A 21,056-nucleotide genomic window follows, 5' to 3' on the forward strand; every position below is an offset into this window, starting at 1 on the left:
AGCGTTTCCTGTGGACGAATCGGGATAACACTCCGCCCGTTTTGCGGCTCGGGCAAAGGCCGTTTGTCAGGTTGGTTTTTTGGCCGCAGGTTTACGGCTGGTTGTGCGTTTGGCAGCTTTCAGACTGCCGATTTCGTCGCGCAATGCCTGCAAATCGGCCCGCAATGTATCATTTTCATCGCGTGCCATTGCAGCCATATCCCGTACGGCCTCAAACTCTTCCCGTTGCACCAGATCCATATCCGACAGCAATCGTTCCAACTGACTTTTCACCGCTGTTTCAGCTTCCCGGCGCACGCCCTGGGCAACACCAGCGGCATCAGTTGCCAGTTTTGCGATCTCATCGAGTAGACGACCTGAATTTCGTGCCATAATAAAAATCCCTTGTTGTGCAGCTTATATGCGTCTTTCTGCGTCTAATCTCAAGGTTCAGCGACAAAACACCTGACAGGATGCAAACGTCAGATTAGAAGCAATGACATTCGCAATAGATTTGGTTGATTTGTGTCCACATTCGTTTTGCCCTTCCCGATGATAGATCCGGTGTTGATTGAGTTCGGCCCGCTTGCCATTCGCTGGTATGCCCTTGGCTATATTGCCGGCATCCTTATTGGCTGGTGGTACGCGCGCCGTCTGGTTTCAAACGAACATTTGTGGGCCCCGGCCCAGCCAGCCATGTCCCGCCAAGCCGTTGATGACTTCCTGCTTTGGATGACGCTTGGCGTCATTCTGGGTGGTCGCATCGGCTATGTGCTATTTTATAATTTCGACGTCTATCTCAACAATCCATTGGAGGCGCTGAAACTGTGGCAGGGCGGAATGTCCTTCCATGGCGGCTTCATTGGCTCAATTCTGGCGATCATTCTGTTTGCGCGCAGTCGGGGTGTACGTCTTTGGTCCTTGCTTGATATTTGCGCCATCTGCACGCCATTTGGCCTGTTCTTTGGCCGTCTGGCAAATTTCATCAATGCGGAACTCTGGGGCCGTCCCTCATCTGCACCATGGGCGATGGTGTTCCCCAGTGCCGGCCCAGAACCACGCCACCCCAGCCAATTATATGAAGCCGCGTTGGAGGGGATAATCCTGTTTGCCGTGTTGTGGGGTCTGGCGCATCTGTTTGGTGCCTTCAAGAAGCCGGGTCTGATTGCTGGCACTTTTACGGCTGGCTATGGCCTGTCACGGTTCATCGTAGAGTTTTTTCGCGAGCCGGACGCGCATATCGGCTTTCTCAGCGGATGGCTCACCATGGGCATGCTGCTTTCCCTGCCAATGATCGCGCTCGGGCTTTGGGGCATCATTGGGTCCCGCAAGAGAACCCTTTAAACCGGGGCCATAATGGCTGATCTGAAGACCCGCATCCTGGAAGATATTGCACTGACCGGGCCCATGCCCCTGTCACGTTACATGAATCTGTGTCTGGGGGACCCCGTTTCCGGCTACTACATGACCCGCGATCCGTTCGGTCATGGGGGCGATTTCACCACGGCTCCGGAAGTCAGCCAGATGTTCGGCGAACTCGTTGGTGCCTGGCTTGTCGCCGCTTGGCAAGCTCTGGGCCGCCCATCGCGAACACGTTTGGCAGAGTTGGGGCCTGGGCGCGGCACCTTGATGGCCGATTGTCTGCGCAGCCTGGCTCTGGAACCTGATCTTATGCGTGGTCTGGAAATCGACATGGTGGACATGAGCCCCACACTTATAGCCGCCCAGCAAGAAAAACTGTCAAAGGTCCCCTGCCCGGTTCGTTGGCATGGCACCTTGCCCGACAGCGATCTTCCGACTTTGTTGATTGCCAATGAATTCTTTGACGCTCTGCCAGTTCATATTCTCGTAAAAACGGAAAAGGGCATCGCAGAACGCCACATTACTGCATCGCAGGAGGGCAAGCTTGGTTTCGCTGATCTTCCGACCAAACTGCAAATCAGCCAGGGCCAAATCGATGCAATCCCCACCGGGACCGTGTTTGAACTATCCCCGGAGCGCTGTGATGTTGCCAAGAATATCGCTGCCGGGATCAAAGCAAATGGCGGCGCCGCTCTCCTGATCGATTATGGCTATGTCCAGCCTAAAACCGGCGCAACCTTCCAGGCCCTTACAAATCACCAAATGGTGGACCCGCTGGATCAACCGGGGGAGGCCGACCTGACCGCCCTTGTTGATTTCACATCCTTGGAAAAATGCTTCAAATCAATGGATATCCACGTGTCCGAACCGGTCAGCCAGATGGACTTTTTGCTGAATCTGGGACTTCTGGAAAGGGCCGGGCAATTGGGCTCAGGTCAATCGCAGGAGATGCAAACCGGCCTTCAGCAGGCTGTGACCCGTCTCGTATCCCCGGACGAAATGGGGACCCTCTTCAAGGTTCTGGCAGCGGCAAGTTTCGATGATCCGATGCCCGGCTTCCAGAAATCATCTTGATTTTACCCCATCAATCCGGTCACCTGTGCCAATGATAAAAACCTTTGTCCCTGCCCCGTTCACGACTCACCCAGCCCTTGAAGGCGGTGGAATCCTGCACGGCTTCTTCGGCCGTCAGGGCGGCATCTCAAAAGGAATTTATGACAATCTGAACTGCGGCGTCGGGTCAGATGATCTGCAGGCCCATGTCCTGCACAATCGACAGGTGCTGACACAAACGCTCGTTGGAGCAGACCGACCACTGATTACACCCTACCAGATTCACAGCCCCAAATGTCTGGTTGTCACAGGCCCTTGGCCAAATGGGGAATCAGAACAATGCGACGCCTTGGCAACGACAACGCCCGATATTGTTCTGGCGGTCGGCTCAGCAGATTGCGGTCCGGTCCTGTTTGCCGATGCGGACAACCGTGTCGTGGGAGCGGCTCATTCCGGCTGGAAAGGGGCCATTGGCGGCGTATTGGAAAGTACGATTGCACAAATGGAGGCTCTTGGTGCAAAGCGTGATCGCATCAGTGCGGTTCTCGGGCCTACCATTTCGCAGAAGTCCTATGAGGTTGGCGCAGAATTCCGCGAGACATTCCTTCAGCATGACGCCAGGAATTCAGTCTACTTCGCCGAAGGGGCCAAGGAAGGGCACTTTCAATTTGGTCTGCCGTCCTACATTGTTGACAGATTAAATGCCTGCGGACTTGCCAAGGCGGAATGGACCGGTCAATGTACCTACCTTGAGGAAACGGCGTTTTTCAGCTATCGCCGCACCACACACCGACAAGAGCCAGATTATGGCCGCCAACTAGCTGCAATTTCAATCACCTGATCAAATGCGAGAAAGCTCATGACCCTGCATTTTTCCCGCGAGGAATATGATCATCGACGCGAGCGTTTGCTTGCCGTCATGGAAGAGAATAATTTGGACGCAATGCTGCTGTTTTCTCAGGAAAGCATGTATTGGCTAACCGGATTTGACTCTTTCGGCTTCTGCTTTTTCCAATGCCTGATCGTTCGCTCCAATGGCGACATGTCTTTGCTGACCCGCATGCCGGATCTGCGCCAGGCCCGACACACATCCACCATTGAAGACATCCATGTCTGGATGGATTGGGGTGAAGCCGGGCCGGTCAATCAGCTGCGTGATCTGATGGACAATCTGGATATGCTTGGCGAAAACATCGGTGTGGAATACGACACTGCGGGACTGACCGCCTATTATGGCCGTCAGGTGGACGACAAGCTGAAAAGCTTCGGCAATCTCAAAGATGCATCGACCCTCATTCCAGCCTTGCGTGTGCAGAAAAGCTTCGCCGAAATAGTCTATATCAGGGAAGCTGCGGAAATGGCTGACAATGCCTTTGACGCAGGCCTTGCGATCATCAAGCCCGGCGCCAATGACGCCGATATTCTAGCCGCCATGCAAGGCTCGGTATTAGCAGCCGGCGGCAGTTATCCTGGCAATGGATTTATCGTGGGCTCCGGCAAGGATGCATTGCTGTGCCGGACCAAGTCGGGCCGCCGCACCTTGGAAGAACAGGATCAGGTAACACTTGAATTTGCAGGCGTATCAAAGAATTATCACAGCGCGCTGATGCGAACAGTGGTTGTGGGCGAGCCCACGCCCCGACACGTTGAGCTGTTTGACGCGGCTGTAATCGCCTTGAAGGCCTGTGAAGAACAGATGGTGCCAGGCAAGACCTTTGGCGATGTGTTCGAAGCTCATGCCAGCGTTCTCGACGAACGAGGGCTGCATCCGCATCGCATAAACGCCTGTGGCTATTCACTGGGCGCGCGTTTCGCACCCTCCTGGATAGACACGCCCATGTTCTATCGTAAAAATCCGTTTGTGATCCGCAAGAATATGAGTCTCTTCCTTCATATCATCATTATGGACAGCGAAACTGAGACTGCAATGACACTGGGGCGCACGTATCTGACCACAGACACTGTGCCCGAACCATTGTCACGTTTGCCAATTGAACTTGTAGCGGTGAAGGGCTAGAGCACATTCCATGAATGTATTGTTTGTGTCATGTCGCATCTGCCTGATTTTTATTATGTGCGTTTTCCTCAGCGCATGCCTTGGCACGATTGAGGAAAATCTACAGAAGGCGGAAACAGAGGCACAGGGTGAGGTTTATGCGCCCACTGTCACCTCTGAAGAGATAGCGCCTATTGATGCGGCTCCAAAAATTCGCGCCTCCGGTCCGGCCTCTTTGGCACGGCTTGGTTTTGCGCCAATTGAGGGCATTCCAAATAATGTGGAAAACCGCCTGTCTGAATCACTGCGGCGCTCGGCGTTTCGGCGTAACATGTTTCTGGTACCCAATGGCGATGCCACGCAAAGCCATCTGGTGAGAGGCTATCTGTCTTTGGCTTCAAATTCCCTGGGAACCGTCATCGTCTACATCTGGGATATAAACGCCAACAATGGCTCCTCCCCTCACCGCGTCAGTGGACAGATTCTGGCAACCAATGCCACCGCAAACTGGAACAGCATTGGTTCAGAATCGCTGGATTTGCTGGCTGTGCAGTCAATGGAGGCGATCATCGCATGGCTCAATACAGAGCTGGGCGCGGCCAAAGTGGACAAGCGGGATATTGTTCCCTTCCAATAACAGACCCAATTCTGAGCAAATTGACCCGGGTGAACCGGTAAGATCAAATGAAAGGCCGCTACACAGTGTGTTTTGTTGATCAAATGAATTTGCATGAACAAAACATGCTCTACCAGCTTTACACCAAGCGCCGCAGCTTGTTAGAAGCAGCACCATACGCGATCTTGGCCATGCCTCAGGACTGTTCCCAATGAAACTTATCGCCGGCAATTCAAATCCCGCCCTCGCAAAGTCGGTGGCGGAGTATTTGGACATTCCCCTTGCGCATTGCTCCGTACGACGCTTCGCCGATCAGGAAATATTCGTCGAGATACAGGAAAACATCAGGGGCGAGGACGTCTTCGTTCTGCAATCCACCAGTTATCCGGCTAATGATCATCTGATGGAATTGCTGATTCTGATGGACGCGGCACGCCGATCCTCAGCCAAGCGCATCACTGCGGTCATCCCCTATTTTGGCTACGCCCGGCAGGATCGAAAACATGCCGCTCGCACGCCGATTTCAGCGAAGCTGGTGTCCAATCTCATTACCGAGGCTGGCGCTGACCGGGTGCTGACCTTGGATTTGCATGCAGGCCAGATTCAGGGCTTCTTTGATATTCCGACGGACAATCTGTTTTCAGCCCCCCTGTTTGCACGCGACATCAAATCCCGCATGCCTGACGGCAAAGTCATGGTGGTTTCCCCCGATGTGGGTGGCGTGGTCCGCGCCCGCGCAGTGGCCAAACGTATTGATGCACCCCTGTCCATCGTCGATAAACGTCGTGACAGCCCAGGTGAATCAGAAGTCATGAACATCATTGGTGATGTTGAAGGCTATGACTGCATTCTGGTTGATGACATCGTGGATTCCGGTGGCACATTATGCAATGCCGCTGATGCTTTGCAGGAGCAGGGTGCCACGTCGGTTCGCGCCTACATTACCCATGGGGTCCTGTCCGGCGGGGCCGTTGCCAGAGTAACCGCATCCAAGCTTAAAGAGCTTGTCATCACGGACTCCATACAGCCGACCGGCGCCGTGGAATCTGCCTCAAACATTCGGGCGATTCCCATTTCAACGCTGATCGGTGAAGCGATCTCCAGAACCAGCCTGGAAAAATCCGTATCGAGCCTGTTTGACTGAACCAATCCTGCGATAGTCAACCACGTCAAATTCCCTATAAAACCCTTGCGTTTCGAAAGCCTCTCGCCTAAAAGCCTCTCCACGCGGTCACACCCTTGGAGGGACCGCATAATCTGGGCAGTGGCTTGACGAAAAATCAGGGTTGCTGTCCTCACCAAACAAATCGGAGTGCTTCCTATGAGTGATGAACTCAAAGCGGTGGCGCGGGAACGAGTTGGCAAGGGGGCTGCTCGAGCTACGCGTCGTGAAGGTCTTGTACCTGGCGTCATTTATGGCGACAAAAAACCACCCCTTTCAATTGCCCTGCCTGCCAAAGAAACAGCTATTGCTGCAAACGACAGTAGCTTTATGGCTCGCGTGATCGACCTTGACGTTGATGGTAAAACCCATTCGGTTATTGCCAAAGATGTGCAGCGTGATCCTGTCAAAGACTTTGTGACCCACATAGATTTTCTGCGCGTTGGCAAAGGCAGCACATTGACCGTCAATGTTCCTGTGCACTTTATCAATGAAGAAGCGGCACCTGGTCTTGAACGCGGCGGCGTACTCAACATTGTCCGTCACGAAGTCGAATGCGAAGTGCCTGGCAATGCTGTACCGGAATCCCTTGAAGCGGATCTGACCGGCCTTGATATCGGCGATGGAATACACATTTCTGCTGTTAAGTTGCCGGAAGGCGTCGTTCCGACCATTTCGGATCGTGACTTCACCATTGCAACAATTGCCGCACCTGCCGCTCTCAAGAGTGAGGACGACGATGCGGATGCAGAAGATGCAACTGATGAAGATGCAGAAGCTGAAGCTGAAGACGGCGAAAGCACCGAAGAGTAAACTGAACAAAGCCGAGCGGACGACCCATGAAACTTCTCGTTGGACTGGGAAATCCTGGAGCACAATACTCCGGAAACCGTCACAATATTGGCTTTCATGCAGTGGACGAAATACACACCCGCCACGGTTTCACACCGTGGCGGGATCGTTTTCAGGGCTCGATGGCAACGGGCACAGTCGACGGCGAAAAAGTCACCCTGCTCAAACCACAAACCTTTATGAACCTGTCCGGCCAATCTGTCGGTGAGGCCGTTCGCTACTTCAAGATTCCCGTGGAAGACATCATTGTCTTTTATGATGAACTCGACCTTGTACCGGGTAAAATCCGCGTCAAGACAGGCGGCGGTTCCGGCGGCCACAATGGTATTCGCTCGATGGATGCCCATGTGGGCAAAGACTATCAGCGGGTCCGCATCGGCATCGGCCACCCGGGCCATAAAGACCTTGTAAGCCGTTACGTATTATCTGATTTCGCCAAGGCCGATGGGGAGTGGCTGGAACCGCTGTTAAGCGATATGGCCAAAGCTGTCCCAACCCTGTTAAACGAGGGCGCTGCCAGCTTCATGAACAAATTTGCCCTGTTGCAGAACAGGGCTGGCAACGCACGCGATAACACTAAATCTGAAAAGCCAGCCCCCAGGCGGGACAAGGCTGACACCAAAACACCACAAGAAAAATCAATTGGGCCAATGGCGGCTGCTTTAAAAGCGCTCCTGCCCAAAACCAAAAAGGACTGACCCGATGGGTTTCAAATGCGGCATCGTTGGCCTGCCTAATGTTGGCAAATCCACACTGTTCAATGCGCTGACCAAAACAGCGGCAGCACAGGCTGCCAATTATCCATTTTGTACTATTGAACCGAACACCGGCGACGTCGCAGTTCCCGACCCAAGGCTCGCCAAGCTGGCTGCGGCTGGGAAGTCTGCCAACATAATCGCAACGCGTCTGACATTTGTGGATATTGCCGGTCTTGTGCGCGGCGCGTCCAAGGGTGAAGGCTTGGGCAACCAGTTTCTGGCAAACATTCGCGAAGTGGATGCAATCGCCCATGTTGTGCGTTGCTTCGAGGACGAAGACATCACTCATGTGGATGGACGCATCGACCCGGTCGCAGACGCGGAAACCGTTGAAACCGAGTTGATGCTGGCAGATCTGGAAAGTTTGGAAAAACGCGTGGTCAATCTGCGCAAACGCGCCACTGGCAACGACAAGGAAGCCAAACAATTATTGCCTCTCGTGGACGCAACCATTGCTCTGCTGACCGACGGCAAACCAGCCAGAATTCTGGATGTCGACCATGAGGATGAAAAAGCCTTCAAAGGCCTGCAGCTTCTCACATCAAAGCCGGTTCTCTATGTTTGCAACGTAATGGAAGACGACGCCGACAAGGGCAATGCCTACTCGGATTCTGTCGCTGAAATGGCGCAGCGCGAGGGGGCTCAATCGGTGGTTATATCTGCCAATATCGAAGCAGAAATTGCTCAGTTGGATGCAGAAGAAGCTGCAGAATATCTGGAAAGCATGGGCCTTGAAGAGCCCGGTCTTGATCGCCTCATCCGGGCCGGGTATCAACTGCTCGACCTCATTACCTTTTTCACGGTCGGCCCGAAAGAAACGCGTGCATGGACCATCACCAGAGGTACCAAGGCGCCACAGGCTGCAGGCGTTATCCATACGGATTTTGAGCGCGGCTTCATCCGGGCACAGACCATCGCCTATGATGATTATGTTGGACTTGGTGGGGAAAACCCTGCAAAGGAAGCTGGCAAAGCACGCGATGAAGGCAAGGAATATGTTGCCCATGATGGCGATGTAATGCTCTTCAAATTCAACACCTGAGGCAACTGGAATGACTGGGCATCGGTCAACCGAAGCAGAATTTGGCAAGAAAATTCTGTTTCTGATGGCAGCGCCTGCCGAATATGGTGAGGCCCTGAAAGCCCGCATAGAACCAGTCTTTATCGGTGTTGGTCCTGTGGAAGCTGCCATCAACACCGCACGCGCCCTGGCAGGCCTGAAGGCTGACAAGGCACTGCCGGACCTTGTCATCTCGCTCGGCTCCGCTGGCTCAGCCAGCTTGGAGCAAACAGAAATCTATCAGGTCAGTTCCGTCTCTTACCGGGACATGGATGCGTCCCCACTTGGGTTTAAAAAGGGCGTCACGCCATTCGTCGATCATGAAGTCGACATAGCATTGCACCCACGGATTCAGGGTGTGCCCGAGGCACGCTTGTCGACCGGCGCCAGCGTCATCTCCGGTGCAGCTTATGACCCCATTGATGCAGATATGGTGGATATGGAAACGTTTGCCGTGCTGCGAGCTTGCCAGATGTTTGGCATTCCTCTGCTCGGCCTGCGCGGCATTTCAGACGGGCGCGAAGATCTGCATCACTATGATGACTGGACACGCTATCTGCAGGATGTGGACAGAAAACTGGCCGTTGTTCTCGACACATTGAAAGAGAATTTGGTGATGAATTCCTGAAAGGCTCTAGTGCCCCGGATAGGACACCAGAACCTGAACGGGAACACCGAGGTCCCGAATTTTGTCAGCACCGCCAAGGTCCGGCAAATCGACAATGAAACAGGCAGAAACCACATTGGCCCCTAGTCCCTGCAGCAGCTTGATGGCCCCTTCCGCAGTACCGCCCGTGGCGATCAGATCATCAACAAGGACGACCTTCTCACCGGCCTTTACGGCATCCTTGTGAATTTCCATTTCATCAATGCCGTATTCCAGCGAATAGGCAATGCTGGCCGTGGCATGAGGGAGCTTGCCCTTTTTGCGGATCGGCACGAAGCCGGAGGACAATTGATGCGCAACTGCGCCGCCCAGAATGAAGCCGCGCGCTTCAATACCAGCCACCTGCTCTATTTTTTCCCCGGCAAAGGGCTGTACCAGTTCATCGATGGCCTTCCGGAACGCGCGCGCATTTGACAACAATGTTGTGATGTCGCGAAACAGAATCCCCGGTTTCGGATAATCGGGAATGGTCCGGATAGCGGCCAGCAATTCAGGATGACCCGTTGCAGTATCAGACATGGTAACTAGCGCCCCCAGAGTGCCGGTAAACAGGAACCGGAAATGAAAAGAGCCCCGGGAGGGACTCTTTTATATTGCGTCGTGTAATCAGAGCCTAATGCCTGACGCTGGCGAAAACCTTGCGTTTCGTCAGGTAAAGCAATCCGGCAAAAATCAGCAAGAAAATCAGAACCCGGAAGCCCATCGCTTTTCGATCCATCAAATGCGGCTCCGCCGCCCACATCATGAACGCGGTAACATCACGCGCATACTGGTCCAAAGTCTGTGGCGATCCGTCAGAATACTCATGCTGATCATCACTCAACGGTGCAGCCATCGCAATCTGAACACCTGACAGGAAGTTCGTATTGTAATGCAGGCCGTCCAGCATCTGGACATCATCAGGTACATCTTCACTGTAGCCGGTCAGCAGACCATAGATATAATCCGGCCCGGATTCTTGATACTGCGTGAAGATATCAAACACGAAAGTCGGGAATCCACGTGTCGCTGCACGCGCCTTTGCCAGCAACGAAAAGTCTGGTGGATAAGCACCATTATTGGAGGCCCGCGCTTGTTCTTCATTGGCCCAAGGCGATGGAAAGCGATCCGACAGCCTGCCGGGACGGTCAAACAGTTCACCGTCTCCATCCGGGCCATCCAGTACAGAGACATCCGCCGCAATGGCGCGAACTTCAGCTTCAGAGAAACCTGGCCCACCAGGCTCCATCAGATTGCGAAACGAGACAAGGCTCAGACTGTGGCAAGCTGAACAGTTTTCCGTGTAAATCTGAAATCCACGCTGTAATTGTGCCTGATCAAACTTGCCGAAGGGTCCGGAAAAGCTCCAGTCCTGTTCCTCAACATGCACTTTTTCGGCAGCTATTGCCGCGCCCGAAAATGCCATCCCGAAGATGAGTGTGGCAGTGGCGACGGTTTTAGTAAGGAAAGTCGTCATTGTGTTGTCCTTGAACCTCATTACCTGACCCCAATCAACCCTTGGTCTCGGGAGATGCAGCAGCGCCTGACGGCATGGCAGAGCCACCTTTGCTGTCGCTGTCACCCAGCACAGACTCTGTGATGGAGTTTGGCAGCGGTTTCGTTTTCTCAAAGATGCCCAATAGCGGTAGCAGAATGAGGAAATGTGCAAAGTAGTATGCAGTGAAAATACGTGATGCAATCACATAGCCGCCTTCGGCAGGCTTTGATCCAAGCCAGCCCAAGATAATGGCAACCACCACGAAGACCCAGAAAAACACGCGGTAGGTTGGACGGAACGAAGCCGACCGCACTTTTGATGTGTCCAGCCATGGCAGCACAAACAGCACCGCAATGGAGCCAAACATCAGCACAACGCCGCCCAGCTTATCAGGCACCGCGCGCAGGATGGCGTAGAACGGCAGGAAGTACCATTCAGGCACTATGTGTGCAGGCGTAACCAGCGGATTGGCAGGAATATAATTGTCGGCATGGCCCAGATAGTTCGGCAGATAAAACACGAACCAGGCGTAGACAACGAAAAACACAACCAGCGCAAACGCATCTTTGATGGTCGCATACGGCGTGAAAGGCAGTGTGTCGCTCTTCTGTTTGACTTCAACGCCTGTCGGGTTCGTCTGGCCCGTCACGTGGAGTGCCCAGACGTGGAGAATGACAACGCCGGCAATCATGAAGGGAAGCAGGTAATGCAGCGAGAAGAAGCGGTTCAACGTCGGTTGGTCGACTGAAAAGCCACCCCACAGCCAGGTCACAATGCTCTCACCGAACAATGGAATGGCAGAGAACAGATTGGTGATAACAGTTGCACCCCAGAAGGACATTTGTCCCCATGGCAGCACATAGCCCATAAAGGCTGTGGCCATCATCAACAGGAAAATAACAACGCCGAGAATCCACAGGACCTCACGTGGCTCCTTATAGGAACCATAATAAAGGCCGCGGAAAATATGCACATACACCGCAATGAAGAACATCGAAGCGCCATTTGTGTGAACGTAGCGCAGCAGCCAGCCATAATTCACATCACGCATGATGTGCTCAACCGAGTTGAAGGCAACATCGGCGCTGGCAACGTAATGCATGGCCAGAACAACACCGGTGATAATCTGAATAACCAGCATGATCGACAGCATACCGCCGAATGTGTAGGCGTAGTTCAGATTACGTGGCACCGGATAAGACACGAAGGAATCGTGCATCAGACGCGGAAGCGGCAGACGTTTGTCAAGCCACTTCATCGCACCGTTCTGGGGATCGTAGGAGGAGGAATGTCCACTCATTGCGAGGTCTCCGAGTTTCTCAAAAGCCGATGAAAGCGCTTAGCCAATGCGGAGCTTCGTTTCGGACATGAATTCATAAGGCGGGATAACAAGGTTCAGCGGTGCCGGACCTCTGCGAATGCGGCCAGACGTGTCGTAGTGCGAGCCATGGCAAGGGCAGAACCAACCACCAAAATCACCGGCATCACCAAGCGGAACACAGCCCAGATGCGTGCAGATACCAACCATAATAAGAAGATTCTCACGGCCTTCGACAGCGCGTTCCACATCCTCTTGAGGATCGATCAGCTCATCCATAGGAACGGATTTGGCGGCCTCAACCTCAGCATCTGTACGATTGCGAATGAAAACGGGTTTTCCGCGCCACTTGATTGTGATGCTTTGACCAGATTCAACAGCGCTGATGTCCACTTCCGTGGAGGCCAGCGCCAATGCTGATGCATCCGGGTTCATCTGGTCAACAAGCGGCCAAACTATGCCGGCAACGCCGACAACAGCGAATGCGCCCGTTGTTACATAAAGAAAATCCCGCCGGGTTCCATTTTCCCCGGAAGCCGAAGTTCCATTTTCAAGAGCCGTATCCGACAAGGCTGTATCCTTTTGCAGCAAAGCCGCCCCATTGCGTTTGCCTTGGCATCAGCGGTGGAGCGTCGATTCACATCTTTATAAGCGATTTGCATTTCGTTTGAAACAACAGCACGCAAGAGCACCTATTGAGTGGTTATATCCCGCAGCCGCGCCAAAACGTCAACGCCCGAGACCAGGAGATTCGACTAATTGCGACGATTCACCCACCAAAACTCGTTCATGATGCCACCTTCGGGCCGCAAAGCAACATTTTAACAGAAATCAAAACGCAGAATTTAGTTTTGAAAGAATGCTAGTAACCAATTGCCAGACCATCTTTTCGCGGATCTGAACCGCCGATGAGCAACCCGCGTTCCTGGTCGATGGCAATAATTTGTCCGCCTCCAATTGCCTTCCCGGACCGCACCACATTGTGGCCCTTCTGAAGCAGAATCTCATCAATCTGAGGAGACCAGCCATCTTCCAGTTCCAAATTGCCTGCTTCGTCCCAGAAAGCGCGCGGAAAATCGAGCGCCGCTTGCGGGTCAAAGCCATAGACCAGCATATTCTGTAAAACATGGGCGTGGCCGCAGGCCTGATACTGACCGCCCATGACGCCGAAACTGATGGACGGTTTGCCGTCTTTCAGAACCATGCCCGGAATAATCGTGTGAAGAGGCAGTTTTGACGGGCCAACCGCATTGGGGTGCCCTTCCTCCAACGAGAAGCATCGCCCGCGACTTTGCAGCATGATACCCGTTTTCTCAGTCAGAATACCGGTTCCAAAGCCATCAAACAGGGAATTGATAAACGAACAGGCCATCCCGTCCCTGTCCACAACACTCAGATACACCGTGTCTGCATTGGGCACATGTGGCGCAGGCTTGTCCAAAACGCTGGTCGTGTTGATTCGCTCAGACAATTTTTGGCCATAGGCAGGATCAATCAGATCAGACATGGAAACGGACATCGCAACCGGATCAGAAATAAAAGCATCGCGCACGCCGTAGCCAAGCTTGGCAGCCTCAATCTGCTTATGCAGCCGTTCGGCCGACATGGGGTCAGCAATACGTCGTTGTGCCGTGAGAATATTCAGGATCACCAAAGCAGCAATGCCCTGCCCGTTTGGCGGCAGCTCAAAAATGTCGTGTCCCTGATAGGAGGTTGAAACCGGATCGGTGAAAAAGCCCCGATGAGCCGCCAGATCAGCTTCACCAAGAACGCCGCCAAGCGCTTGAATTGATGCCGAAATATCAGCTGCAATTTCGCCTTCATAAAAGGCGCGCGCACCTTTGGCAGCAATAGCCTCAAGCGTTTCTGCCAAAGCTGGAGACAGAATGCGATCACCCAAAGCATAAGCAGCACCGGACTTCAGATAGACCGCCGCTGCCGCTTCGTTTTGCTGCAATTTACCGGTAAGGGCTGCTATGTCGTGAGCAACACGCGGCGCCACAAAAAACCCGTTACGTGCATAGTTGATCGCCTGAAACAGGGCTGCATCCAGTCCCTTTCGTCCGGACCGTGACAAAAGCTGTTCCCAGGCATCAATGGCTCCAGGAACTGTTATGGCATGGGGAGAGGTTTCCGGGATCTCAGTCCACCCCTGCCCCCGGTATCGGTCCAACTCAGCACCGGCGGCACTGCGCCCAGAACCGTTGAAGCCGTGCAGCGTTCCATCTGGCTCACTAACAATTGCGAAACAGTCGCCGCCAATCCCGGTCATATGCGGTTCGACCACTGCAAGCACGGCAGAGGCACAGACAGCGGCATCAACAGCATTTCCGCCGGATTTCAGCATATCCAGGGCGGCGGCACTGGCCAGTGGATGGGATGTGGCAACCATGCCATTTTCCGCATAGACCGGAGAGCGCCCCGGCTGACTGAAGTTGCGCATAAGTGAGAAACCTTCAGAAAATTTGAGTGGCAAATTTGATGCCCTGTGTTGACAGAACCGGCCCTTTGGCACAAGTCCCGAAACATGAGTTCAGTCGGATGATCCGGAAAACCTACAGGAGACTTTATGACAAAGATCACGATGCAACAGGCCAGCACAATCATCGATGCCGCCTTTGCCAAAGGCGCAGAACTTGGCCTGAAGCCTCTTGGTGTATCTGTTCTGGATGCAGGCGGCCACTTGCGGGCGTATCTGGCACAGGATGGCACGTCGATGCTGCGTCCTCAGATTTCCGCAGGCAAAGCCTATGGCGCGCTGGCGGTAGGAGCCGGATCAAGATGGCTCAACGCACAGGCGGCAGAGCGCCCGCATTTCCTGGAGGGTCTGAATGGCGTGGCAGGCGGACGCATAGTTCCTGTACCCGGCGGCGTTCTGGTGCGCGATGGTGACGGCGATATCATTGGCGCTGTCGGAATTTCCGGCGACACATCAGACAATGATGAAGCATGCGCGATTGCTGGCATTGAAGCTGCCGGTTTTGCAGCTGATCCCGGCTAACTCATACAAATCAGGAAAACTGGCGGCGCTGCGGATTACTGGTGAAAAGCCAAAATACAGCGCTGCCTTTTAAAAAAGCAGAGTTTTAATAGCCGCCAACGGCCACATCCCGCGTTGCTGACCGGATGGAAATGGCAAACCCGGCCACAACATCAATCAAGGCAATCACCATCAGAGTGAAGAATAAGGTCGTTGCGGCCTCGCGCACCAGCAAAAACTCCACCAGAAAAACGATAAACACAACCATCGACAACATGTGATCAACAATGGTCAGATTGCCTATTCGTGTGGCTTTCAGGACTTCGATACACAGCAGAACAAGCGCTGAAAAAACAAATAGATCGGACAGGGAGAAGTTGAAAATTGCGCCTGAAATCATAGTTACACTGAACAGCACAGCATCCCATCTGGCCGTCATGTAAGTTGTCAGAAGATCAAATGCGAAAAGGTTGTACACCACCAAAGGCACCAACATCAGCGGAAAATTCAACACACCAGTTCTCCTCAAACCCATTATGTTTTGGCGAAAACTCGTTGAGATCGAGAGCCAGCCATTGTCCCGAAGCAAACAATCGGTCCAGACTTATAATACGGTTCGGAAATATAAAAAAGGCCGGTCAAAACCGGCCTTCATTCATTCACCTGCAACAAACGCAAAATACGTCTGTTTAAGCGTTGTCTTTTGCTTCCAGAATCTGACGACCACGATACATGCCGGTCTTCAGATCAATATGGTGCGGACGGCGCAATTCGCCAGAATCCTTGTCTTCCACATATGCATTTGCTTTCAAAGCATCCGTAGAACGGCGAAAGCCGCGTTTCATGCGGGATATCTTACTTTTTGGAACAGCCATGGGCCAAACCTTCCATTATTCAGTCAACGCGCCAGCCGGCTGATGCGCGACTGATCATTTGGATCTTTGTTTACAAACACCATGATCGGATCGCCGGGAAACCCCAACCGAGCCGCTGATGTCAGCAAATTCGGGAATTAGAGCGGCCTTATACAGTCAAGCCATCGGTTTGACCAGAGGTTTGCAAGAAAAAAATACCTGCTTGAACCACCGGCCCCTCACCTGGAACGACCAGCACCTGTAAGCTCAGTCCTTCTTCGTGGAAAGGGCTTCCACTTTGCGCTGCATATCGGCAATCTGGTCCTTCAGGGCTGACAGATCATCCGAGCTTGGCGCAGCAGCAGTCGGCGCAACTGAGGAATCAGCAAGATCTGATACATCTGTCGGTGCTTTCGTCGGCACGCCGAACGGGTTGAACATCTTCATAGCCTGCTCAAACATTTCCATATTGCGGCGGGTATGTTCTTCCACGGCGTCAAAGCCGGGCACACCAATAGATGATATCTGCTCGCGGAATTTATCCTGATCGCGCGTCAGAGAGGAAATCGATGCATCCAGAAAGCTGGGAACAACGGCCTGCATCTGGTCTCCATAAAACCGGATCAGCTGGCGCAGGAAAGAAATAGGCAACAAATTGATGCCCTTGTTCTCTTCATCAAAAATAATCTGTGTCAGAACCGAGCGGGTGATATCCTGGCCGGATTTGGCGTCCACCACGACAAAATCGTCTTCCTTCTTCACCATCACAGACAGATCTTCCAGCGTAACGTAAGTCGACGTGCCGGTATTATAGAGGCGTCGATTTGCGTATTTCTTGATGGTTATCGGCTCGTCAGTTTTAGCCATGGCAGACCCGTCCTGTTTTCAGTCCCGAACCGGTCGCTGCAGTGCAACGACCAGCCTTCTGGTTCTTTATTCTGTCACCCTATGGAATTTTGCAGCGCACATCCATCTTTTTTGCACTGCCACGTAACACCACATTGCGCACGAACTGATGGCATTAGGGCAATCAGGGCCATTCTTTGCGGAAATTCTTGTATTTGCAGCACAAAGGACCATGTGCAACTGCGTAAAATCATGCAACTTATTCACCGGACTAAAGTCATAAGCTGCGTATTATCTGCAGTTCTGCAATGCGAAATTTGAATAAGATAACTTTGCAGAAAAGCGCTATTGTGCAAATGACACCGAAGATTTGAAGTTAATAAAGGGAGCCTCCATGTCCAATTCAGAAGATATCGTCATTGTTGCCGCTGGCCGTACACCGGTCGGATCGTTCACCGGTTCATTCGTTAACACGCCAGCCCATGATCTTGGCGCGGCAGTGATACAGGGTCTGCTGTCTCGTGCCGGTGTTGAAGCATCAGACGTTAGCGAAGTTATTCTTGGGCAGGTTCTGACCGCCGCACAAGGTCAGAACCCGGCACGCCAGGCAGCTATTAATGCTGGCCTTCCAACCGACACAACTGCCTGGGGTCTTAATCAGGTTTGTGGTTCCGGCCTGCGCGCAGTCTCGCTTGGCGCACAACAGATCAAATCCGGCGAAGCAAGCGTCGTGATTGCCGGCGGTCAGGAAAATATGTCCCTCTCGCCACACGCACAGCTTTTGCGCAACGGCGTTAAGATGGGCGACTACACAATGATCGACACTATGATCAAGGACGGCCTGTGGGATGCATTCAATGGCTACCACATGGGCACGACAGCTGAAAATGTTGCCGAGAAATGGCAGATCAGCCGCGATCAGCAGGACAATTTTGCAGTTGCCTCCCAGAACAAGGCGGAAGCCGCGCAGAAGGCTGGCAAATTCAAGGATGAAATCATCCCCTTCACTGTCAAAACCCGTAAGGGAGAGACAGTGGTTGAAGATGATGAATACATCCGCCACGGCGCAACGCTGGAAAGTGTCACCAAAGTGCGTCCTGCTTTCCAGAAAGATGGCACGGTCACAGCTGCCAACGCTTCCGGCCTGAATGATGGCGCTGCTGCCGTCATGTTGATGAGCGCAGCCGAAGCTGAAAAACGCGGCCTGACACCATTGGCCCGCATTGCAAGCTCCGCCACTGCCGGTGTTGATCCTGCGATCATGGGCAGCGGCCCAATCCCTGCATCCCGCAAGGCACTGGACCGGGCCGGCTGGTCTGTCGCTGATCTGGACCTTGTAGAAGCCAATGAGGCGTTTGCCGCTCAGGCTTGCGCCGTCAACAAGGAAATGGGCTGGGCTCCCGAGATCGTGAATGTGAATGGTGGCGCAATCGCCATCGGCCACCCGATTGGTGCATCCGGCTGCCGTGTGCTTGTCACACTGCTTCATGAAATGCAGAAGCGTGATGCCAAAAAGGGTCTTGCCACCCTGTGCATCGGCGGCGGCATGGGCGTTGCACTTACAGTCGAGCGTTCATAAGACTGCGCGGGAGCCGGGGGAAATTTCCCCGGTTCCAAAATCAAGAGAAACTGCGCAAAAAGTGCAGTCAAACCAAATTAGATGAGGGAAGAAAGCATGGGTAAAACAGCATTGGTCACCGGAGGAAGCCGAGGCATCGGCGCCGCAATTTCCACAGCCCTGAAAGAGGCAGGCTATACAGTAGCCGCAAGCTACGCAGGCAATGATGAAGCTGCTGGCAAGTTCAAGGAAGAAACCGGCATACCGGTCTACAAATGGGATGTATCGGACTATGATTCCTGCGTCGAAGGCATCGCCAAAGTAGAGGCCGATATCGGGCCAATCGATATTCTGGTCAACAATGCTGGCATCACGCGCGATGGCATGTTCCACAAAATGACCATTGATCAGTGGCAGGCCGTCATCAACACCAATCTCAATGGCCTCTTCAACATGACCCGCCCCATCTGGGAAGGCATGCGTACACGCGGTTTTGGGCGTGTTATCAACATCTCCTCGATCAACGGCCAAAAAGGCCAGATGGGCCAGACCAATTATTCTGCTGCCAAAGCAGGCGATATCGGTTTCACCCGCGCTTTGGCTCAGGAAGGTGCTGCCAAGGGCATCACAGTCAACGCCATCTGCCCCGGCTATATCGGAACAGAAATGGTCCGCGCGATCCCGCAGGAAGTGCTCGACAAACGCATCATCCCGCAGATCCCCGTTGGCCGTCTCGGCGAACCGGAAGAAATCGCAAGATGTGTGGTCTTTCTGGCGAGCGACGATGCCGGATTTATCACCGGCTCAACAATCTCGGCCAATGGTGGGCAGTTCTTCTCGTAAGGGCCCATGACTCCCGAATAGCCGAAGCCCGGAGAGTTGCAAACTGTCCGGGCTTTTCTTTCCTTTGGATGTCCCACCACACCATGTCGAGACCGTTACAAAAGGCGCTCTAGGCTGCATCCGGCTGCTGGTCCAGTCCATGGGTCAATTGCCCTCGTTGCGCCGAGACAACACGGTTTCGCCCGGCATCCTTGGCCGCATAAAGCGCCACGTCAGCATATCTGATAAAATCCTCAGGTGTCATCATGTCCGACAGCTGGCTGGCACAACCAATACTGACAGTCACACCGATGTCCTCATCGATACCACAATCGATATTGGCAGCTTCAATATTGAAGCGCAGTCGCTCTGCCATGGCCATGGCGCTGGCCTCATCCGTATCAGGAAGAATAATCGCAAACTCTTCGCCCCCATAGCGGGCCACGATATCTCCCGGTCTTGTCGCCTCCTCCAATAATTGGGCAACAACCTGCAAAGCCTCGTCACCAGCCTGATGCCCGTGAATGTCATTCACGCGTTTGAAGAAGTCTATATCAACCAGCAAAAGCGCAAGTCCCCGACCCGTTCGTTTGGTATTCTCACATTCAGCGGCCAACCGCTCGTCGAATCCGGCACGGTTCAGAATATCGGTCAGGTTGTCATGGGTCGAACGTCTTTCAAGCTCCCGGTACAATCGTTGCAAAGCCGTGGCCGCTAGGTTGAACGCTTTTCCAAGTTGCCCCAACTCATCACTGGTGTTGCGAAGCATGACTCTATGCGAAAAATCCTTCTTACCCAGTTTACCTGCAGCTCGGTGGAGTTCTGCGATGGGATGGAGTACCGAACGCCCCACAAATACACCCAGAACAATCAAAAGCGCACCCCCGGCAACAATGCCGCCGAACATCGCGAAAAGTGCATTTACGCCGACCCTTTGCGCGGCCTCAAGATGCCGATACACATCCTGAAGTGAAGAGTGATGGAACTCGGAAAACGCATCATTAGCCGAATCAGTCACCGCTTGCACGCGCCGCAGCGCTTCGATAGCTTCCGGTGTCCCAGGCGTGTGCTGAAATACAGATCGGGCAGCGGCTTTTGTGTTTTCCCACGTTGGTGCAAATATCGACAGCGCAATGTTGGAATGGATGTGATGATCCGATGCGCGCCCTGCCTCGGCCTTTGTCGCGTGTTCAATTTGCCCGTCCACCGCCTCGCTGATTTCTTCAAAACGCTCGGGTGCTGATTGATCACCATCGATCGCGTGTAGAAACGCCAGACGGTTCGCGTCTCTCAATGAACCTTGGAAGCGTTCCATAGACATCATCTCAACGCGCATTTCCTGCACGCTGTTTTCATAGGTGGTCAACAGGGTGCGGCTTGAGATGAATGCAATCGCAGCCATCAGAACGAGACCCATTACAGCGATGGCAAACACATAGCGAAATCTGACATGGATTGATTTGTGGAAAGGGGCCACAGTGGCTAACCAGAGCCTGCGAAACCGGTTGGCCAGCTTCCGTCGGCCAGTTGAAGGATGTGGAGCCTTCGGGCGCGGCGCGCCGTCAGAGCCGCTGCCAGAAAGTTCATTGCTAAACGAGTGTTTCAATTGTGTTCCGATGCACTTTATACCTGTTAGAGAGAGACTGGCATGAAATGTTTCGACTTATCACAAACTCAAATTGGCAAATTTGAATAA

General features: G+C 53.3%; 23 protein-coding genes. 13 read left to right on the forward strand and 10 right to left on the reverse strand.

Annotated features, from left to right (window positions below; translation table 11 throughout):
• Window positions 1–66: 66 nt before the first annotated feature.
• Window positions 67–372: an accessory factor UbiK family protein gene (locus RAL91_RS20705; protein WP_306258145.1), complete on the reverse strand. Its 306-nt coding sequence runs from the start codon at window positions 370–372 to the stop codon at window positions 67–69.
• A 159-nt stretch (window positions 373–531) separates the two neighbouring features.
• On the opposite strand from RAL91_RS20705, the gene lgt reads away from it, so the two are divergent.
• The 10 genes from lgt (at window position 532) to RAL91_RS20755 (ending at window position 9,466) form a co-directional block, all read left to right on the forward strand.
• The gene (gene lgt, locus RAL91_RS20710) at window positions 532–1,323 is read left to right on the forward strand and encodes a prolipoprotein diacylglyceryl transferase (protein ID WP_306263033.1); all 792 of its coding nucleotides are present in this window, start codon (window positions 532–534) and stop codon (window positions 1,321–1,323) included.
• Window positions 1,324–1,335: 12 nt separating this feature from the next.
• Window positions 1,336–2,415: a class I SAM-dependent methyltransferase gene (locus RAL91_RS20715; RefSeq protein WP_306258146.1), complete on the forward strand. Its 1,080-nt coding sequence runs from the start codon at window positions 1,336–1,338 to the stop codon at window positions 2,413–2,415.
• Between the two features lie 31 nt (window positions 2,416–2,446).
• A complete protein-coding gene (pgeF, locus tag RAL91_RS20720) occupies window positions 2,447–3,235 on the forward strand; it encodes a peptidoglycan editing factor PgeF (protein ID WP_306258147.1) in 789 nt (262 codons plus the stop codon).
• Between the two features lie 18 nt (window positions 3,236–3,253).
• The gene (locus tag RAL91_RS20725) at window positions 3,254–4,411 is read left to right on the forward strand and encodes a Xaa-Pro peptidase family protein (RefSeq protein WP_306258148.1); all 1,158 of its coding nucleotides are present in this window, start codon (window positions 3,254–3,256) and stop codon (window positions 4,409–4,411) included.
• A 55-nt stretch (window positions 4,412–4,466) separates the two neighbouring features.
• Window positions 4,467–5,027: a hypothetical protein gene (locus RAL91_RS20730; RefSeq protein WP_306258149.1), complete on the forward strand. Its 561-nt coding sequence runs from the start codon at window positions 4,467–4,469 to the stop codon at window positions 5,025–5,027.
• A gap of 190 nt (window positions 5,028–5,217) precedes the next feature.
• A complete protein-coding gene (locus RAL91_RS20735) occupies window positions 5,218–6,150 on the forward strand; it encodes a ribose-phosphate pyrophosphokinase (RefSeq protein ID WP_306258150.1) in 933 nt (310 codons plus the stop codon).
• 177 nt (window positions 6,151–6,327) lie between these two features.
• Window positions 6,328–6,981 (forward strand): 50S ribosomal protein L25/general stress protein Ctc, encoded by a 654-nt coding sequence (locus RAL91_RS20740; protein ID WP_306258151.1) that lies wholly within the window; start codon window positions 6,328–6,330, stop codon window positions 6,979–6,981.
• Window positions 6,982–7,007: 26 nt separating this feature from the next.
• On the forward strand, window positions 7,008–7,718 hold the full coding sequence (gene pth / locus RAL91_RS20745; protein WP_306258152.1) for an aminoacyl-tRNA hydrolase: 711 nt from the start codon (window positions 7,008–7,010) through the stop codon (window positions 7,716–7,718).
• A gap of 4 nt (window positions 7,719–7,722) precedes the next feature.
• Window positions 7,723–8,820: a redox-regulated ATPase YchF gene (gene ychF / locus RAL91_RS20750; RefSeq protein ID WP_306258153.1), complete on the forward strand. Its 1,098-nt coding sequence runs from the start codon at window positions 7,723–7,725 to the stop codon at window positions 8,818–8,820.
• 10 nt (window positions 8,821–8,830) lie between these two features.
• Window positions 8,831–9,466 (forward strand): 5'-methylthioadenosine/S-adenosylhomocysteine nucleosidase, encoded by a 636-nt coding sequence (locus RAL91_RS20755; protein WP_306258154.1) that lies wholly within the window; start codon window positions 8,831–8,833, stop codon window positions 9,464–9,466.
• Window positions 9,467–9,472: 6 nt separating this feature from the next.
• Here RAL91_RS20755 and RAL91_RS20760 read toward each other — a convergent pair whose 3' ends face one another.
• The 5 genes from RAL91_RS20760 to ggt form a co-directional block, all read right to left on the reverse strand.
• Complete coding sequence (locus RAL91_RS20760; protein ID WP_306258155.1) at window positions 9,473–10,024, reverse strand: adenine phosphoribosyltransferase; 552 nt, start codon at window positions 10,022–10,024, stop codon at window positions 9,473–9,475.
• Window positions 10,025–10,118: 94 nt separating this feature from the next.
• The gene (locus tag RAL91_RS20765; RefSeq protein ID WP_306258156.1) at window positions 10,119–10,961 is read right to left on the reverse strand and encodes a cytochrome c1; all 843 of its coding nucleotides are present in this window, start codon (window positions 10,959–10,961) and stop codon (window positions 10,119–10,121) included.
• A gap of 34 nt (window positions 10,962–10,995) precedes the next feature.
• On the reverse strand, window positions 10,996–12,282 hold the full coding sequence (locus tag RAL91_RS20770) for a cytochrome b/b6 (protein WP_306258157.1): 1,287 nt from the start codon (window positions 12,280–12,282) through the stop codon (window positions 10,996–10,998).
• A 39-nt stretch (window positions 12,283–12,321) separates the two neighbouring features.
• Window positions 12,322–12,870 (reverse strand): ubiquinol-cytochrome c reductase iron-sulfur subunit, encoded by a 549-nt coding sequence (gene petA / locus RAL91_RS20775; RefSeq protein ID WP_306258158.1) that lies wholly within the window; start codon window positions 12,868–12,870, stop codon window positions 12,322–12,324.
• Between the two features lie 292 nt (window positions 12,871–13,162).
• Window positions 13,163–14,743, reverse strand: a complete 1,581-nt coding sequence (gene ggt / locus RAL91_RS20780) for a gamma-glutamyltransferase (protein WP_306258159.1) — start codon at window positions 14,741–14,743, stop codon at window positions 13,163–13,165.
• A gap of 126 nt (window positions 14,744–14,869) precedes the next feature.
• On the opposite strand from ggt, the gene RAL91_RS20785 reads away from it, so the two are divergent.
• A complete protein-coding gene (locus RAL91_RS20785; RefSeq protein ID WP_306258160.1) occupies window positions 14,870–15,301 on the forward strand; it encodes a heme-binding protein in 432 nt (143 codons plus the stop codon).
• 85 nt (window positions 15,302–15,386) lie between these two features.
• Here RAL91_RS20785 and RAL91_RS20790 read toward each other — a convergent pair whose 3' ends face one another.
• From RAL91_RS20790 to phaR, 3 genes are all read right to left on the reverse strand, one after another.
• Entirely contained in the window at window positions 15,387–15,776 is a 390-nt protein-coding gene (locus RAL91_RS20790) for a hypothetical protein (protein ID WP_306263035.1), read from the reverse strand.
• 193 nt (window positions 15,777–15,969) lie between these two features.
• A complete protein-coding gene (gene rpmF / locus RAL91_RS20795) occupies window positions 15,970–16,155 on the reverse strand; it encodes a 50S ribosomal protein L32 (RefSeq protein WP_306258161.1) in 186 nt (61 codons plus the stop codon).
• A gap of 246 nt (window positions 16,156–16,401) precedes the next feature.
• Window positions 16,402–17,001: a polyhydroxyalkanoate synthesis repressor PhaR gene (phaR, locus tag RAL91_RS20800; protein ID WP_306258162.1), complete on the reverse strand. Its 600-nt coding sequence runs from the start codon at window positions 16,999–17,001 to the stop codon at window positions 16,402–16,404.
• A 373-nt stretch (window positions 17,002–17,374) separates the two neighbouring features.
• Between phaR and RAL91_RS20805 the strand changes: the two genes are divergently transcribed.
• Together RAL91_RS20805 and RAL91_RS20810 are read left to right on the forward strand one after the other, a co-directional pair.
• Window positions 17,375–18,559 (forward strand): acetyl-CoA C-acetyltransferase, encoded by a 1,185-nt coding sequence (locus RAL91_RS20805; protein ID WP_306258163.1) that lies wholly within the window; start codon window positions 17,375–17,377, stop codon window positions 18,557–18,559.
• A gap of 96 nt (window positions 18,560–18,655) precedes the next feature.
• Window positions 18,656–19,381 carry a beta-ketoacyl-ACP reductase gene (locus tag RAL91_RS20810; protein WP_306258164.1) on the forward strand — a complete coding sequence of 242 codons (726 nt, stop codon included), beginning with the start codon at window positions 18,656–18,658 and terminating at the stop codon, window positions 19,379–19,381.
• Window positions 19,382–19,490: 109 nt separating this feature from the next.
• Here the strand turns inward: RAL91_RS20810 and RAL91_RS20815 are convergent, their stop codons facing one another.
• Window positions 19,491–20,966, reverse strand: a complete 1,476-nt coding sequence (locus tag RAL91_RS20815) for a diguanylate cyclase (RefSeq protein WP_306258165.1) — start codon at window positions 20,964–20,966, stop codon at window positions 19,491–19,493.
• Window positions 20,967–21,056 lie beyond the last annotated feature (90 nt).

The organism is Pararhizobium sp. IMCC21322 (assembly GCF_030758295.1).
Lineage (GTDB): Bacteria > Pseudomonadota > Alphaproteobacteria > Rhizobiales.